The 14664-nt window shown below is 72.1% G+C and carries 14 protein-coding genes; 1 reads left to right on the top strand and 13 read right to left on the bottom strand.

The annotated features are described in order from the left end of the window. Position 1: 1 nt before the first annotated feature. From VKK44_RS27510 to VKK44_RS27455, 12 genes are all read right to left on the bottom strand, one after another. Positions 2-1414 (bottom strand): glycosyltransferase family 4 protein, encoded by a 1413-nt coding sequence (locus VKK44_RS27510; protein ID WP_343444083.1) that lies wholly within the window; start codon positions 1412-1414, stop codon positions 2-4. Next, the gene (locus VKK44_RS27505) at positions 1411-2190 is read right to left on the bottom strand and encodes a glycosyltransferase (RefSeq protein ID WP_343444082.1); all 780 of its coding nucleotides are present in this window, start codon (positions 2188-2190) and stop codon (positions 1411-1413) included. The genes VKK44_RS27510 and VKK44_RS27505 overlap by 4 nt, the downstream gene beginning before the upstream one ends. After that, a complete protein-coding gene (locus VKK44_RS27500; protein ID WP_343444081.1) occupies positions 2190-2882 on the bottom strand; it encodes a transglutaminase-like domain-containing protein in 693 nt (230 codons plus the stop codon). The genes VKK44_RS27505 and VKK44_RS27500 overlap by 1 nt, the downstream gene beginning before the upstream one ends. A 45-nt stretch (positions 2883-2927) precedes the next feature. Then, positions 2928-4067, bottom strand: coding sequence for an acyl-CoA dehydrogenase family protein (locus VKK44_RS27495; RefSeq protein WP_343444080.1), 1140 nt, complete (start codon positions 4065-4067; stop codon positions 2928-2930). Between the two features lie 4 nt (positions 4068-4071). After that, the gene (locus tag VKK44_RS27490; RefSeq protein ID WP_343444079.1) at positions 4072-5523 is read right to left on the bottom strand and encodes an AMP-binding protein; all 1452 of its coding nucleotides are present in this window, start codon (positions 5521-5523) and stop codon (positions 4072-4074) included. A 62-nt stretch (positions 5524-5585) separates the two neighbouring features. Next, positions 5586-6374 carry a maleate cis-trans isomerase family protein gene (locus tag VKK44_RS27485; RefSeq protein WP_343444078.1) on the bottom strand — a complete coding sequence of 263 codons (789 nt, stop codon included), beginning with the start codon at positions 6372-6374 and terminating at the stop codon, positions 5586-5588. Continuing rightward, the gene (locus VKK44_RS27480; RefSeq protein WP_343444077.1) at positions 6371-7870 is read right to left on the bottom strand and encodes an MFS transporter; all 1500 of its coding nucleotides are present in this window, start codon (positions 7868-7870) and stop codon (positions 6371-6373) included. Before VKK44_RS27480 ends, VKK44_RS27485 begins: the two co-directional genes overlap by 4 nt. Continuing rightward, positions 7870-8565: an HAD family hydrolase gene (locus VKK44_RS27475; RefSeq protein ID WP_343444076.1), complete on the bottom strand. Its 696-nt coding sequence runs from the start codon at positions 8563-8565 to the stop codon at positions 7870-7872. The genes VKK44_RS27480 and VKK44_RS27475 overlap by 1 nt, the downstream gene beginning before the upstream one ends. After that, positions 8562-9476: a pseudouridine-5'-phosphate glycosidase gene (locus VKK44_RS27470; protein WP_343444075.1), complete on the bottom strand. Its 915-nt coding sequence runs from the start codon at positions 9474-9476 to the stop codon at positions 8562-8564. The genes VKK44_RS27475 and VKK44_RS27470 overlap by 4 nt, the downstream gene beginning before the upstream one ends. Positions 9477-9568: 92 nt before the next feature. After that, complete coding sequence (locus VKK44_RS27465; protein ID WP_343444074.1) at positions 9569-9940, bottom strand: ectoine synthase; 372 nt, start codon at positions 9938-9940, stop codon at positions 9569-9571. A 73-nt stretch (positions 9941-10013) separates the two neighbouring features. Beyond that, positions 10014-10265, bottom strand: coding sequence for a phosphopantetheine-binding protein (locus VKK44_RS27460; protein ID WP_343444073.1), 252 nt, complete (start codon positions 10263-10265; stop codon positions 10014-10016). A gap of 135 nt (positions 10266-10400) precedes the next feature. Beyond that, the gene (locus VKK44_RS27455; RefSeq protein WP_343444072.1) at positions 10401-11207 is read right to left on the bottom strand and encodes a hypothetical protein; all 807 of its coding nucleotides are present in this window, start codon (positions 11205-11207) and stop codon (positions 10401-10403) included. A gap of 183 nt (positions 11208-11390) precedes the next feature. Here VKK44_RS27455 and VKK44_RS27450 point away from each other — a divergent pair, with 183 nt between their 5' ends. Continuing rightward, on the top strand, positions 11391-11588 hold the full coding sequence (locus tag VKK44_RS27450; RefSeq protein ID WP_343444071.1) for a hypothetical protein: 198 nt from the start codon (positions 11391-11393) through the stop codon (positions 11586-11588). A gap of 117 nt (positions 11589-11705) precedes the next feature. On the opposite strand, the gene VKK44_RS27445 is transcribed toward VKK44_RS27450, so the two are convergent. Next, on the bottom strand, positions 11706-14594 hold the full coding sequence (locus tag VKK44_RS27445) for an AfsR/SARP family transcriptional regulator (protein ID WP_343444070.1): 2889 nt from the start codon (positions 14592-14594) through the stop codon (positions 11706-11708). Positions 14595-14664 lie beyond the last annotated feature (70 nt).

The raw sequence follows: 14664 nt of genomic DNA, 5'->3' as shown, positions 1-14664 counted from the left end.
GTCAACTCCTGTCTGTCACGAAGGGAAGGTGGGGCGCACGCCCGGCCAGGACCGGCGGGAGTGGACGCGGCCCGATCAGCAGTTCGTCGTGGCCGGCGAGGCGCAGCTCCGCGCCGGTCGCGCCGAGACGGTCCAGCACCCCGAGCGCGTCGAGTTCGTCGCATCCGTTGAGCAGAAGGCTGACCTGCTCGTCCGCCACGTCGACCTCGTCGGTCGGGCGCAGCGCGCCGACCGGCACCGGCCCCCGCTCGGGAAACCTGACCAGGGTGGCGATGTCCGGGCGGGCCGACCGGCGGCGGGTCGGTCCGGACCGGGCCGTCCGGATCTGGTGCTCGACCACGCCGGCGAGCAGGGCGGCCGTCCGGTCCCAGGTGAACCGGGCGGCCCAGGCCCGGCACGCTTCGGCGAACCCGCGGGCGACCTCGTCGTCGGTCAACGCGACGAGTTGGCCGACGAGCGCCTCCGACAGCCGGTCGGCCGAACCGACGATCTCGCCGGTGCGGCCCTGCCGTACGAAGCCCCGGGCACCGGCGGTGGCCAGCGCCACCCCCGGCACGCCGTACGCGGCGGCGTCGAGCAGCCGGGAGGCGCGTCCCTCACGTGTCCCGGTGCAGGCGGTCAACCAGGCGCGACGCCACCACCGGTCCCGCAGCTCCGGGACGAGCGGGCCGTGCAGGGTCACCGAGGACGCCAACCGTCGGGCCTCCACCAGCCGGCGCAGCCGCGCGAGGTCCGGGCCGTCGCCGAGGATCTCGACCCGCAGGTCCGGCAGTGCGGCCACGACCGCCGGCAACGCGTCGAGCAGGACATCGAGCCCTTCCTGCGGGACCAGTTCGGCCTCGACCACGACGGTCGGGACCGGTGCGCGGGCTGTGCCGCCGTCCGGAGCGGGCGTCGTCGTGCCGGGCGGCACCACGAAGATCGGCCCCCGGAGGCCGAGCCGGCGGCGCAGGTCGTGCCGCGCCGACGGCGACAGCGCCACGGTCACCCGGTCCGTCCGGCTCCACCGGCCCACCGCGCCGGCCAGGAGCTGACCCGAGCGGGTGCCGGCGTGGCGGTCGGTCCGGTGCGCCACCTCGACCACGGGGACGGAAGGGCCGACGACCAGCGGCAGGGCGCCGATCGGCCCGCCGGCGGCCAGGACCACGTCGAAGCGGTCCCCGTCCCGCATCGCACGCGCCACCGCGCCCAACGGTCGGGTGGCACGCAGCACCCGTACCCCGGCGATCGTCTCCTGGGCGGGACGGCCCGGCAGCCGGGGCGCGGCCCAGGTGACCCGCGTGCCGTCCGCCGCCCAGCGTCGGGTGACCTCGTGCAGGTAGCGCTCGGTGGCAGCGGTGCCCGGCTGACGCGGGTCGCGTCCGCCGACCACCAGCACCCGGCGGTCCGCCGGGCGTGGCCGGTACGGGCTCATCGCACACCCGCCCCGGCCGTGCCGAGCAGGTCCGCCCGGTAGAGGCGGAACAGGTCGGCGAAGGCTGCCCGGCCGTCCCGCAGCGGGCGGAACGTGGAGCGCTCGTCGTCGGTCCAGACGACCGGGACCTCGGTGATCCGGCCCCCGGCCCGACGGATCTGACGCAGCAGTTCCACGTCGAAGGCGAAGCCGCTGACGTGGCAGCGGCGCAGGGCCCGCTGGACGGCCGGTCGGTCGAAGAGCTTGAACCCGCACTGGGTGTCGTACACCCCGGGAACGAGCTGCCTCGCCAGCGCCCGGAACACCGAACCGCCCAGCCGGCGGGCGACCGGCTGCGGACAGGCCAGTTCGGCTCCCGGGGCGTGCCGGGACGCGATGGCCGCCGCGGCGCCCGCCTCCAACGCGTCGACCGCCCGGGTCAGGGTCGGCACCGGCGTGGAGAGGTCGGCGTCGATGAAACCGACGAAGCGCGCCCGGCTGCCGGCGATTCCGCGCCCGACCGCCGCGCCCTTGCCCGGCCGGGAACATCCGACCACCACCACCTCGGTTTCCCAGTTGCCGGCCTCCACGACGGTGGCGGTGTCATCGGTGCTTCCGTTGTCCACCACCACCACCCGGGACCGCCAGCGTTGACCGGCCAGGAACGTGGTCACCTCGGCGAGCGTGGCCGGCAGTCGGGCGGCCTCGTTGAACGCCGGCACGACCAGCTCCAGGTCGACCGTGTCCCGCCGGGCGGCGGCGTGCACGGTGGCCGTGGCCGTATCCACCCGGCCCATCACGCACCTCCCCGAACCGTCGCATCGGCCACCAGCGACCCGCGGGCGGTGGCGTACCGGCTGGCGAAGAGCTTGGGGTGGGCGGAGCGGATGCCACCGACGACCATGTCGTACGGGACGTCGTCGAACTCGCCGTGCTCGCGGAGGAACTCCATGTGCCGGCGACCCTCGTCGTCGTAGGGGTGGTACATCGAGTCGGTGAGTCCGTCGAACTCCAACGGTTTGATCTTGTAGAGCCGGCAGAGCATCCGGTTGAAGACCGGGGTGGCCCGGACCCACCGACCCTCCAGGTACACCGTCGTCAGACTGTGGAAGGTGAAGACGTTGCCGCCCATCAGCTCCTCGAGCTGCGGGGAGGCGAGGTGGTTGCGGACATCGCCGTAGTAGATCCGGCTCGGGACGCCGACCGCCCGTAGCGCGGCGGCGTACGCGATGGACTTGTGGACGCAGAAGCCGGTGCCCCTGGTGATCGTCGAGCTGGCCCGGAGGCCGTGCCGGGACAGGTCCGCCCCGTACACCTCGTAGTGGATGCCGTCGCGGACGGCGTAGTAGAGGGCCACCGCCCGCTCGGTCGGCGTGGCCTCCGGCGCGTCGGGCAGGTGCCGGGCGACGAAGTCGCGCACGACATCGGAATCGTGGTCGAGGAACTCGGTGGAGGTGAGCAGAGGGGCGTGGGTGAGGGCGGTCGACATGGGGTGGTCCTCCAGGGATGTGGACGGAAGGGGTGGTGCCGGGAATCAGAGGCCGAGCATCCGGGCGATCCGCTGGCGCTGGACGTCGGAGGTGCCGGAATAGATGGTTCCGGCGACGGCGTTACGGAGGTCCTTCTCCAGGCCGTACTCGCTGGTGTAGCCGTAGCCACCGAAGACCTGGACGGCGGCGAGCGCGACGGCGACGTTGCTCTCGCTGGCGATCAGCTTGCTGGCCGCGATGTCGACGGTGACGTTCTCGCCGTCGACGTGGCGTCGCCCGGTGTCGTACAGCCACCTGCGGGCGTTCTCCACCGCGATGTGCATGTCGACGATCCGGTTCGACACCGACTGGAAGGAGCCGATCGGCTGACCGAACTGCACCCGGGACCGGGCGTACTCGATCGAGCGCTCCAGCCGGTGCTGCATCTCGCCCACATTGATCACGAAGGAGCAGAGGATCTCCCACTTCATGACGTGATCCATGATCAGGAAGCCGGCGCCGGGCGAACCGATCACGTTCGTCGCCGGGACCCGGCAGTCGTCGAAGAACAGCTCCGAGAACGGCGAGGTGGTCAGGCCCATCTTCGACACCGGTGGCCCGACCACCAGGCCCGGCGTGTCCCGCTCCACCAGGAACGCGGTCAGCGCCGCCGGGCTGCCCCGCTTACCGGTCAGGGCGTAGACCACGATCACGTCGGCGATCGGGCCGTTGGTGACGAACGCCTTGCTGCCGTTGAGTACGTAGTGGTCGCCGTCGCGCACCGCTGTCGTCCGCATGGCCATCACGTCGGAGCCACCCGACGGCTCGGTGATCGCGTGCGCCCCGATCACGGAACCGTCGCTGACCTGCGGCAGATAGCGCTGCTTGAGCTCGGCGGACCCGAACCGTTGCAGCGGAACGCCGGTGCTGACGATGTGGGTCGAGACGGAGAAGCTGAACCCGCCGTCGCGGCAGGCGTACCCCAGCCCCTCCAGGACGTACATGGTGGTGAGCAGGTCCTGGCCCAACCCGCCCCACCGCTCGTCGAACGGCAGCCCGAGCAGGCCGGTCTCCCGGATCAGCTTCCAGGCCGCGACGCCGAACTCCCGGTCGGCGTCCCGGTCCAGGTGCCCGTCGCCCGCGGCGGCGCCCAGCTCCTCAGCCAGGCCACGCAGCTCACGCTGGTCATCGGTCCAGTTGGGCATGTCGTCACCGCCCCTCGGTGGCGCCGGAGGCGGTCCGCTCGCGACGCGCCCGCAGCACGTTGCGGTCGACCTTCCCGGTCGACGTCCGGGGTAGCGCGTCGTCGACCAGCACGAACACGCCGGGGATGGCCGTCCGGGGCAGCGCCGCCGCGCAGTGCAGGCGCAGATGCAGCCCGTTGACGTCCGAGGCCGCGCGGGGACGGACCACCGCGTGCAGGACGTTGCCCGCCTCGGCGTCCGGCACGGCGAGCACCGCCGCCTCCAGCACCTCCGGGTGGGTCAGCATCACCTGCTCCACCTCCTTCAGGTTGGTCCGGACGCCGCGCACCTTGACCTGGTCGTCGTTGCGGCCGGCCAGCAGGAACAGCCCGGCGGCGTCCCGCCGGACGAGGTCGCCGGTGCGGAACCAGCCGTCCCGCCAGCGGGCGGCGTTCGGCCCTGCGTCCAGGTAGCCCCGGGCCCGGAACGGGGTGCGCACCATGAGCTCACCCACGCCGGCGCCGGTCATCTCCGCGCCCTCGGCGTCCACCACGGACACCTCGACCCCGTCGATGGGCCGGCCGATCGGTATTCCGCCGAGCGCCGCCACCTCGGCCGGCTCCACCCGGTGCAGGAAGCTGTCGTTGGTCTCGGTGCAGCCGTAGACGTTCCACAACCGCGCGTGGGGGAAGGCCCGCCCGATCCGGTCCAGCAGCGGCGGCGGCACGGCGTCCCCGGTGAGCAGCACGTCGCGTACCCCCGGGAACCGGCCACCGGCGTCGGTGACCAGCCGGAAGAACAGCGGGACGGCCTGCACCACCGTGGGGCTCTCCTCCCGGCAGAACTCCGCCAGCCAGGGGCCGTCGACCGCCCGGTCCGGGTCCACCATCACCACGCAGGCGCCGGTCGCCAGCGCGGTCCACACGTCCAGCAGGCACAGGTCGAAGTTCAGCGGCGCGTAGTTGAGGACCCGGGCGTCGGGCCCGATGTCGAAGGCCCCGGCCGCCCAGGTCAGGAACGCGTCCACCCCTTCCGGGGCGAGTTCGACCACCTTCGGCGTACCTGTCGAACCGGAGGTGGTCAGCAACAACCCGGCCCCGGGCAGGGCCCGACCGGCCGCCCCGCTGGGCCGGACCGTCACGCCGTCGGCGGTGGCGCCGAGGATGTCGGCGCAGCCGACCGCGGCGCAGACGCCGGCCAGCGACTCCGGGCCCAGCGAAGCGGAGGGCAGCAGCACCCGACGGTCCAGCTCGAACGCGGCGATCAGCAGCGCGACGGTCTCCGGCGACTTGACCGCCGGGACGCACAGCGGCACCTCGGCGTCGAGTCGTAGCTGGTCGACCGCGACGCGGGCGTCGCGGACCAGGTCCGCCAGCCGGCGGTAACTGATCTGCTCCCCGGCCCAGGACAGGGCCGGTGCGTCGGGCCGGTCGTGGACCTGTCGGTAGAAGGCGGTACAGAACGATGTGGTGGGCACGATCTCTCCTGTCGTTCGTCGTCGCGTCGGCGCCCACGGGACGGGCCGCCGAACGGGTGGGATCAGGTGCCGGCGTCGACCAGTCGGCCGCCGCCCGGCACGGGCCGGTCCAGACCGGCGACGGTGAGCAGTCGATGCAGGCACGCCTGGTTCGAGGTGACCACCGGGACACCCAGGCCGGCCTCCAACCGGGCCACCGCGTCCCACGAGCGGAATCCGCTCCCGGGAATCAGCACGCTGTCCGCGTCGGCCGGGAAACGGGCGGCCACCTGCCGGCAGACCTCGTCCGGGTCGACCGCCCAGCGGCCACCCCGGTCGAAGATGCGGTGTCGTTCCACCGCGTTCCATCCGGTGTCGAGGCGGTAGTGCAGCAGTCCGGCCACCTCGAACCCCGCCGCGGTGAGATACCGCCGCGCCGCGGCGAAGGTCGGGTCGGTGAACCACGGCGGCACCAGCACCAGCGGCCGGCGTACGCCCAACTCGGCCAGCCCGGCCCGGATCGCCTCCCCGGCGGTGTAGACCGGGGTCCCGGCCGCCAGTTCGGAGGCGGCGGCGGAGAATCCGGCGTCGAACTCCAGGCCGCCGAAGAAGCTCGCCGACGCGAAGCAGAGGCAGATCGCGGTCAGGTCCATCTGGCCGAGCTGGACCAGACCCCGCCGGACGTCCGGCTGGGCGATGAGACGCTGCCAGCTCTCCGAGGTGTACTCCGCGCCGGTGCTCGTCGGGCTCTCGAAACGCGCGGCGTGCACGGTCACCCCGGCCGGTGCCCGGCCCCACAGCTCCGCCTCCACTACCGGGTCGTTGTGCACCACCAGCACACCGAGCTGGGCGGCCCAGGCCGAGGCCCTCATCGCAGGCTCTCCCCGGTCTGGGGGACCAGCCGGTGCACCGGCTGACCGTCGGTCCCGGCGTCGTACCCGTCGTCCGCGACCACCCGGTCGTCCGCGGCCCGGGCAGCGTCTCCGGCGTTCCGGGCGGGCAGCCCGAAGAAGGCCAGGACCGCGCCCGCGCCCGCCGCCAGGGCGGTGGTGAGGAACGCGGCACCGAAACTCCGCGCGTCCGGGTCGGGGCCGAGCACCAGGACCAGCACGGCGATCCCGAGCGCGCCGGCCATGTACTGGGAGGTGGTCATCAGGGCGCTTCCGACCCCCTGGTGGCGGTCGGCCACGTCGGCGGTCCCGGCGATGAACATCGACACGTACGTGACCCCGTGCGCGAAGCCGGTGATCAGCAGGCCGGGGAGCAGGTGCAGCAGGTAGTTCTCGCCGTGCACCTGGGTCGCCAGCAGCAGCAGGCCGGCGGCGTTGCCGACGAACGCCAGGGTCAGCGCCATCCGGACGCCGAGCGCGGAGACGATCCGGGCGGCGACGGAGTTGGCCACGGCGATCGCCACCGCCATCGGCAGGAACGCCATGCCGGCCGCGATCGGGCCGTACCCGCGTAGCTGCTGGAGGAGCAGGGTCAGCACGAAGAACTGGTTGCCGACGCTGGCCATGTAGAGAGCGGTCGACCCGCACCCCACCAGGAGCGAGCGGGTCCGCCGCAGCAGCGGGTCCACCAGCGGTTGGGCGCTGCTCCGCTCCCAGATGACGAGCCCGCCCAGCAGCACGGCGGCGAGCACGAACAGGGCAACCGTGCCGCCGGACGTCCAGCCGTCGCTGGAGGCCCAGGTCAGCGCCAGGGTGATGGAGAGCACCGTGCCGGTGCAGAGGATCGCGCTGGGCACGTTCAACTGGTTGTGCCCGAGCGTCTGCCGCAGTCGGGGCAGCAGGCGGGGCGCGGCCAGCGCACAGATCACGGCCAGTGGCAGGTTGATCAGGAAGACCCAGCGCCAGGAGACGGTGCTCAGCAACCCCCCGATCACCACCCCGGCGGCCAGACCGGACGCGCCGACCGTGCCCCAGACACCGAGCGCCCGGTTACGGGCCGGGCCGGCGGTGAACGAGGTGTTGATCAGCGCGATGACCGCCGGTTGGAGCGCCGCCGCAGCCACGCCCTGGACCGCGCGGGCCCCCAGCAGCAGCGCCGGCGCGGTGGCGAGACCACCGGCGAGCGCGGCCAGCCCGAAGGCCGCCATCGCGGCGATGAAGAGATTCCGGGAGCCGAACCGGTCGCAGGCCCGGCCCCCGACGATCAGGAAACCGGCGAAGAAGACCGCGTATCCGCTCACCACCCACTGGATGGCGCTCTCGCTCAGGTCGAAGTCGGCGCCGATGCGGGGCAGGGCGATGTAGACGATGGAGTAGTCGAGGGCGATCAGGAACTGGGCGATCGCCAGGATGGCGAGGGTGCCGGCGGCGGACGTCGGCCTGCCGGTCGCGGCACGGGTACGGGCAGCGGTGGGCATCAGATCACCTTTGGTAGCGGTCGAACGGGACTGGTGTCGGAGGTGAGCAGCAGCGCCGGGCCGAGCGTGGCCGGGCCGGTGAAGACGGCGCGGGCGCCGGCGAGAAGGAGTTCGACCCGGCTGGCCACCCCGGTGGTCACCCCGAACGGGACCATGCCGGCCGCGTTGGCCATCCGGACGTCGTCCACCGCGTCGCCGACGACGACGCACCGGGCGGGCGGCACCCCGAGCGCGTCCGCCGCCAGCAGCGCGAGGTCAGCGTGCGGCTTGCCGCGTTCGGCCATCCCGTGACAGGACAGGCAGTCGAACGCGTCCAGCAGACCGGTGGCGGTCAGCAGCTCGATCGCGCTGGGCCGTACCTTGCTGGTGACCACCGCCAACGGGTGACCGCGGGCGCGCAGGGCGGTCAGCAACTCCGGCACGCCGGGGAAGACCAGACCGGCCGCGTTCGGGACGACCGTCTCGGTGAACAGTTCCCGCGCCCGGTCCACGGCCCGCAGCACCTCGGGATCGTCGGCCGGTCGGGCCAGCAGGCCCGCCAGGGAGGCGGCCAGCGGGCGGCCGATGGTACGGCGTACCTGCTCGTCGGTGGCGGTCCGGCCGTGCTCGGCGACGACCGCGTGCAGCACGTCGGCCATCCCGGCCGGGGTGTCGACCAGGGTCCCGTCGACGTCGAAGAGGATCGCGGTGGTCACTGCTGCTCCCGCAGCGCGACGGCGACCTCGGCGGCGAGGGCGCTGGTGGAGAGCAGCACCGACCGGTTCGCCGCGGCGGTACGGCCGTTCGTCGCCGCCGAGACCCGGGAGAGGATGTACGGCGTCATCGCCGGCCCCTGCACCCCGGCCGCCTCCGCCTCGGCCTGCGCCTGGCGGACCAGCACGTAGATCTCGTCCGAGGGAAGCGCGTCCAGGTCGTCGATCGGGTGGGTCACCAGGAACGAGCTGTCGTTGCCGACCGCCCAGTGCAGCCGGACCGCCCTGGACAGTTCGGCGAGGTCGTCCATCCGGCGGGGATTCCGGACTCCGCTGGAGATGCTGTAGTAGGCCGGGAAGTCGTCGCAGCGGTAGCCGACGACCGGCACCCCGAGCGTCTCCAGGTATTCCATCGTCAGCGCCGGATTCAGCAGGGACTTCGCCCCGGCGCAGACCACCGTGACCCGGCGTCGCGTGAACTCGACCAGGTCCGCGGAGATGTCGAAGCTCCGTTCGGCGCCGAAGTGCACGCCGCCGATACCGGCCACCGCGAACACCTCGACACCGACGTGCGCGGCGGCGACCAGGGTGGCCGAGACGGTGGTCCCGCCATGTCCGCCGCCGGCGAGGACCGGCCCGATGTCACGGGTGCCGACCTTGGGTATGTCGGGGGTGCTGGCGAAGATCTCGACCTGCTCCTCGGACATCCCGACCACGAACCGGCCGTCGACGATGCCGGTCCGGGCCGGAACGGCGCCGCCCGCCCGGATCGCCTTGTCCATGTCGAGCGCGGTTTCCAGGTTGAGCGGCCAGCTCAGGCCGTGGACGACGCCGGACGATTCGAGGGCGACCACGGGCCGGCCGGCGGCCAGCGCGTCGGCGACCTCCGCCGAGAGCGTGAAGTTCTCGTTCATCTGTGCTCCTTGGTGACTCGTGCTGCTGCTGTGGTGGGGGCGGGCGGGTAGCCGCGCCTCCGGGACCGGGGGGAGTCCCGGAGGCGCGGCGGCTAGTACTCCGAGAAGCCGTCCGCGTCGAGGTTGTGCCGCTCGTCGCCGCGCAGCGGCGGGTTGAACACGCTGATCAGCTCCATGTCCTGCTCGGGATCAGCGATGAGGAAGTGCTCGTCGTGCTGGTCGAGTGCGTAGAGGACGCCGGGCTCGATCTCGTAGGTGACACCGTCGGAGATCACCTGGCCGCGGCCGGAGATGCAGTAGCAGGCCTCGAGGTGGTTGCGGTACTGCAACGGCGACTTCGAGCCGGCCGAGACCACCGTGTGGGCGACGGCGAAGCCCATGTTGTCCTTCGCCACGAGCAGCCGGAAGCTCGTGCCGTTACCCCAGTCGACGGCCGGCGCGGCGGACCTGGTCTTGACGATCATCTTCGTTTCCTCCCTGGATTCGTTGCTTTCTCGCGGTGCGACGGCACCCGCGGTGGCAGGCGCCGAGGGGTTCTCAGACCGGGCTGTGTGCGTTCTGGACGAAAGCGGCGATCGAGGTGACCGAACTGAACTGGGTGGGCGAGATGTCCAACTCGTCCACGGGGATGCCGTATCGGTCCCCCACCCAGGCGATGAGGCGCAGCAGCCCCAGGCTGTTGACGATCCCGGTGTCCAGCAGATCGACGTCGTCCCCGAGCAGTCCGGCGGGGATGTCGGGGGCGAAGCTGGTGACGACGAAGCTGCGGATCTCGTCCTCGTAGGACATGGCGTTCCTTTCGTCGGTGCCGCCGGCGGGAGCCGGATCGGCGATGGTGGGTTGTCGTGGTCACCGCGGCGGTCGCGGCGGTGACCGGTCCTGGTCGCCGCGGCGGATCTGGGAGCGGCGAAGGTCTACGGGTGGTCAGCAGAGTCCCGGCACGGCGTTGCTCAACAGCTCGACGAGCAGGACCTGCTCCGGGTCGGTGCGCCCGACGTGTTCGGCGAGCACCACCTCCCGCAGGTCTCCCACCAGCCGGTAGCTGGGCTGGTGACCACGGCGCGGTTGCGCCGGCCGGGCGAGACCGTGCTCGGCGGCCCGCGCCAGCAGGGACATGTCGTCGACGAAGACCGGGCCGACCTGCCCGGCCAGTTGCGGCGGCAGGTCCCGGCCCGACGCGTTGACCAGCAGCGCGCCCCGGGCCAGGCGCACCTCTCCGTCCCACAGGGGGAGCCCGCCGCCGTCGACGGGGCCGGTGAGGACCACCAGGTTCGCCCCGAACGCGGACCGCTCGGGCGTGGCGGCCCGGACCACCACGATGCCGGCCAACTCCAGCTCGTCGATCACCGACGGGTCGATGTGCGACCGGAACGGAAGCGCCCCGGCGTCGGCGCCCTTCGCCGGCGGCGGCGCGTCGGTCAGGCACACCGCGACGTGACTGATGGGGGGGACGTGCCGGGCGAGGATCAGGGTGTGCGTCTGGACGGTGAGCCTGGGGCCGATGACCGCCGCCGTGATCACCGCGGAATCCAGCAGGTACCGGGCGGCCAGGGCGGTCAGCAGCGCCGACCAGTACGCGGGCGAGGACGGGCACCCGGCTCCGCTGCGGTGGTCGGCCGGCAGCAGGGACCGATCTCCGGTCATCAGCTGTTCGGTCACCACGTCGACCGGGTCCGGCATGTGCTCGCCCCGTACGTGTGCGGTGCACGGGCCGGGAATCAGGCTCTCCATCGGATGTCCCTCCGGTGGTCGTCTCGTTTGCGAGCCCACCGTGCGAGCCGGTCCTATCGGACGGCTTTCCAACGGCTATCGGCCCGTGCCCGACGACGAACAGCGATCGGAGGTCGAGGCGATAGCGCCGGCCGGTCTGGTGTGAGCAGAAAGCAACCCAGCGCCGCACCCGGAGGAACCAAGATGCTCGTCACCCGCTCGTTCGTCCCCACCGCCGTCAGGTCCGTTCTCGCCCTCGCCGCCCTCGCGGTGACCCTCGGCGTCGCAACGGTGAGCGCCGACGCGGCGACCTCCGGAGTGCCGGTCGCCGTGGGGGACTGCCCCCTGGACACGCACTGGAGCCCCGAACTCGGCGTCTGCGTGGCCGACACGCACTGGTGAACCACGCCCGAACGCCACCGGTCCCGGCGACACCCTGGAAGGGGTGCCGCCGGGACCGGTGGCGTTCGGTGGTGCGGGATGCGACGGAAGCGCCGACCGTCGGCCGGCGAAGCGAACTCAGCTCCCGGCCGGGACCATCGGACGGGCCGTACGGGAGGCCGACGCCTCCGCCTGGGCCAGCAACGAGGCGGCCCGGTCGTACCACATGGTCGAGCCGAGCTGCTGGAACAGGTCGCACGCCGTGCGGAGATGCTCCGTGCCGGCCGGGGCGCGGCCGGTGGCGAGGGCGATCTTGCCCAGGAAGTACTGCGACTTCGCCTCGACCAGCCGCTCCCCGAGGCGCCGGGACCGGTTCAGGGTGTGGGTCAGGATCTTGGCGGCGTTGTCCGGTCGCCCCTCCTGGTACCGGAGCATGCCCAGGCCGTAGAGGGCATGGGTCTCGCCGATCCGGTCGCCGAGGTCCCGGACGATGCGGAGGGCCTGGTACAGGGCCCGTCGCGACAGGGCGATCTGCTCGGTGGCGAGGTACACCTCGGCGAACCGGTACAGCACCTGTGCCTCCACCCGCAGGCAGCCGGTCTCCCGGCAGATGTCCAGAGCCTGGCCGAGCAGATCGAGCGCCCCCTCGTGGTCGCCGGCATCGATCCGGTGACGTGCCAGGCTGCGCATGATGTGCGCCTCGCCCACGCGGTCGCCGACGCTGCGCATGATCTTCAACGAACGGGCGTACTTGTCCAGCATCGACGCGGTGTCGCCACGCAGGCTGTCCACGTGCGCGGCGTTTCGCAGCACCAGGCCGGCGCCGTGCTCCATCCCCTCCTCGGTGAAGATCTCCATCGCGATGGTGAAACAGGTGTCGGCCTCGGCGAGCCGGGCCTGGAACATGTGCAGCGTGCCCATCGAATAGCGCATGGCCGCCATGCCGATGCGGTTGCCGGCCAGTTCGGCGCAGGCGTAGGCCGTGGTGGCGCACGCCCGCCAGTCGTCGAAGTAACCCTTGGACTCGAACAGGCTGACCGCGCTCAACGCGAGATCCCAGCAGAGTTCGTCCAGACCGGCGTCGGCGGACTGCCGGACGGCGGCGACCAGTGCCCGTCGCTCCGTCTCCCACCAGTCGACCGGGTCACCGATGTACGCCGCGGCCTGGGCGGGGTCGGGACTCCATCGGTCCGCCGTGCCGTGCAGGGTCGTGTAGTTGCCTCCGTAGTCGCTGCGGTGTGCCTGCTCGGCGAGGCCCAACCAGCCGCTCAACACCCGGGTCAACGCCGCCGTACGCTCCGCCTCGGTCTCCGTCCCGCTCAGCTTCTCGGCCGCGAAGACCCGGATCAGGTCGTGCAGCCGGTAGCGGGGCGCCGCGTCGGGGTACTGGACGATGTCGACGAGCTGGGCGTCCACCAGACCCTCCAGGATGTCCTCGGCCTGGAAGACGCTGCTGTCCAGCAGCGCCGCCGCCGTCCAGCTCGGGAAGTCGGGGGCCTGCATCACGGCGCAGAGCCGGAACAGCCGCTGGCCCGCGGCGTCGAGCGTCCGGTAGGCCAACTCGATGTTGGAGCGCAGTTCGAGTCCGTGGTGGGTGAACTCGTCCAGCCGGTTCGCCTCGTCCTGGAGTCGGAGGATCAGCCCGCCCAGGCGCCAGTGCGGGCGTGAGGCCAGCCGCGCGCCGGCGATCCGCAGCGCGAGCGGCAGGCCGCCGCAGAGCTCCGCCAGCTCCGAGGCGTGCTGCCGTTCGGCGGCGATCCGCTTCGGCCCGATCATCGCGGTCAACATCTCGACCGACTGGGCGAAGTCGAAGACGTCGAGGTCGACCTGTCGGGCGCCGGGCAGGCCGGTGAGGCGTACCCGACTGGTGATCAACACCGCGCAGGACGAACTTCCCGGCAGGAGCGGGAGCACCTGAAGATCGGACGGCAGGCCGTCGAGGACCAGGAGCAGCCGCTTGCCGGAGAGCATGCTCCGGTAGAGCTCACCCCGTTCCTCGACGTCCTCCGGGATGGCCGATCCGGTGGCGCCGAGTGCGCGCAGGAACCGGGCCAGCAGTTCGGCGATCGGGTCCTGTCGGTCCCTCGACCGCAGGTCGGCATAGAGCTGACCGTCGGGATAGCGGTCGCTGAGTTCGTGGGCGCTGCGAATGGCGAGGCTGGATTTTCCCACCCCGTCCTTGCCGGAGATCACCACGATCGGCATGCCCTGCGGCTCGCGAACGCCGTCCGGCTCGCGGACCAGCAGATCGCGAATCCGATCGAGTTCCCCGTCCCGCCCGACGAAGTCACCGATGCTGGCGGGCAGTTGTCGCGGCAGGACGGTCATCGCGCTGCGCGGCGACGCGGGGGTCGGTTTCGACGGCGACGGCGTCACCGGCACCACCGGTCGCTCGTCGGCGGGGCCGAGCAGTTGGTCGCGTTGCAGGATGGCCCGTTCCAGGCGTTGGAACTCCTCACTGGGGTCGAGGCCGAGTTCCTCGCTGAGCACCTGCCTCGCCGTCCGGGCCGCCTTGAGCGCGTCGATCTGTCGCCCGTTGCGGTACAGCGCGAGCATGAGCGCACAGTGCAGGCGCTCGCGGTGCGGGTGCTCCCCGACCAGGCTCTGCAACTCGTTGATGACCTTCTGGTGCGCGCCGAGTTCGAGATCGAGTTGGATGCGCTCCTCGATCGCCGCGATCCGCTGGTCGGCCAGCACGATGGCGGCCCGTTGGACCGTCGTGCTCGGTATCCCGGCGAGGGCGTCACCACGCCAGAGCGACAGTGCGGTGCGCAGGGTGGCGGAGGCCTCGGCCTTGGCGCCCGCATCCGCCTGTCGTCGCGCGTCGCGGACCAACGCGGTGAACCGGAACACGTCCACGTCCGCGTTGTCCAGCTCGAGCAGGTAGCCGGGCGGGCGGGTGCTGATCGCACCGGGCCGTGAGATGGCGTCGAGGAGACGACGCAGGGCGGAGATGCAGATCTGGATCTGGCCCCGGGCGGTGCTCGGCGGGTCTTCACCCCACACCGCGTCGATGAGCTGATCCATAGGAACCACGCGATTGTTGTTGAGGCCCAACATCGCCAGCACGATCCGCTGACGTGTTCCGCCCAGGTTC

The organism is Micromonospora sp. DSM 45708, assembly GCF_039566955.1.
Lineage (GTDB): Bacteria > Actinomycetota > Actinomycetes > Mycobacteriales > Micromonosporaceae > Micromonospora.
Note: the sequence above shows the minus strand (reverse complement) of the source record. Positions and strands in the feature narration are given on the sequence as shown.

What these genes read in the sequence shown, in the direction of transcription:
- VKK44_RS27445 (WP_343444070.1), bottom strand. Translation starts at nt 14,594, where the DNA reads ATGGATCAGCTCATCGACGCGGTGTGGGGTGAAGACCCGCCGAGCACC.
- VKK44_RS27450 (WP_343444071.1), top strand. Translation starts at nt 11,391, where the DNA reads ATGCTCGTCACCCGCTCGTTCGTCCCCACCGCCGTCAGGTCCGTTCTC.
- VKK44_RS27495 (WP_343444080.1), bottom strand. Translation starts at nt 4,067, where the DNA reads ATGCCCAACTGGACCGATGACCAGCGTGAGCTGCGTGGCCTGGCTGAG.
- VKK44_RS27460 (WP_343444073.1), bottom strand. Translation starts at nt 10,265, where the DNA reads ATGTCCTACGAGGACGAGATCCGCAGCTTCGTCGTCACCAGCTTCGCC.
- VKK44_RS27465 (WP_343444074.1), bottom strand. Translation starts at nt 9,940, where the DNA reads ATGATCGTCAAGACCAGGTCCGCCGCGCCGGCCGTCGACTGGGGTAAC.
- VKK44_RS27505 (WP_343444082.1), bottom strand. Translation starts at nt 2,190, where the DNA reads ATGGGCCGGGTGGATACGGCCACGGCCACCGTGCACGCCGCCGCCCGG.
- VKK44_RS27500 (WP_343444081.1), bottom strand. Translation starts at nt 2,882, where the DNA reads ATGTCGACCGCCCTCACCCACGCCCCTCTGCTCACCTCCACCGAGTTC.
- VKK44_RS27510 (WP_343444083.1), bottom strand. Translation starts at nt 1,414, where the DNA reads ATGAGCCCGTACCGGCCACGCCCGGCGGACCGCCGGGTGCTGGTGGTC.
- VKK44_RS27455 (WP_343444072.1), bottom strand. Translation starts at nt 11,207, where the DNA reads ATGGAGAGCCTGATTCCCGGCCCGTGCACCGCACACGTACGGGGCGAG.
- VKK44_RS27470 (WP_343444075.1), bottom strand. Translation starts at nt 9,476, where the DNA reads ATGAACGAGAACTTCACGCTCTCGGCGGAGGTCGCCGACGCGCTGGCC.
- VKK44_RS27485 (WP_343444078.1), bottom strand. Translation starts at nt 6,374, where the DNA reads ATGAGGGCCTCGGCCTGGGCCGCCCAGCTCGGTGTGCTGGTGGTGCAC.
- VKK44_RS27480 (WP_343444077.1), bottom strand. Translation starts at nt 7,870, where the DNA reads ATGCCCACCGCTGCCCGTACCCGTGCCGCGACCGGCAGGCCGACGTCC.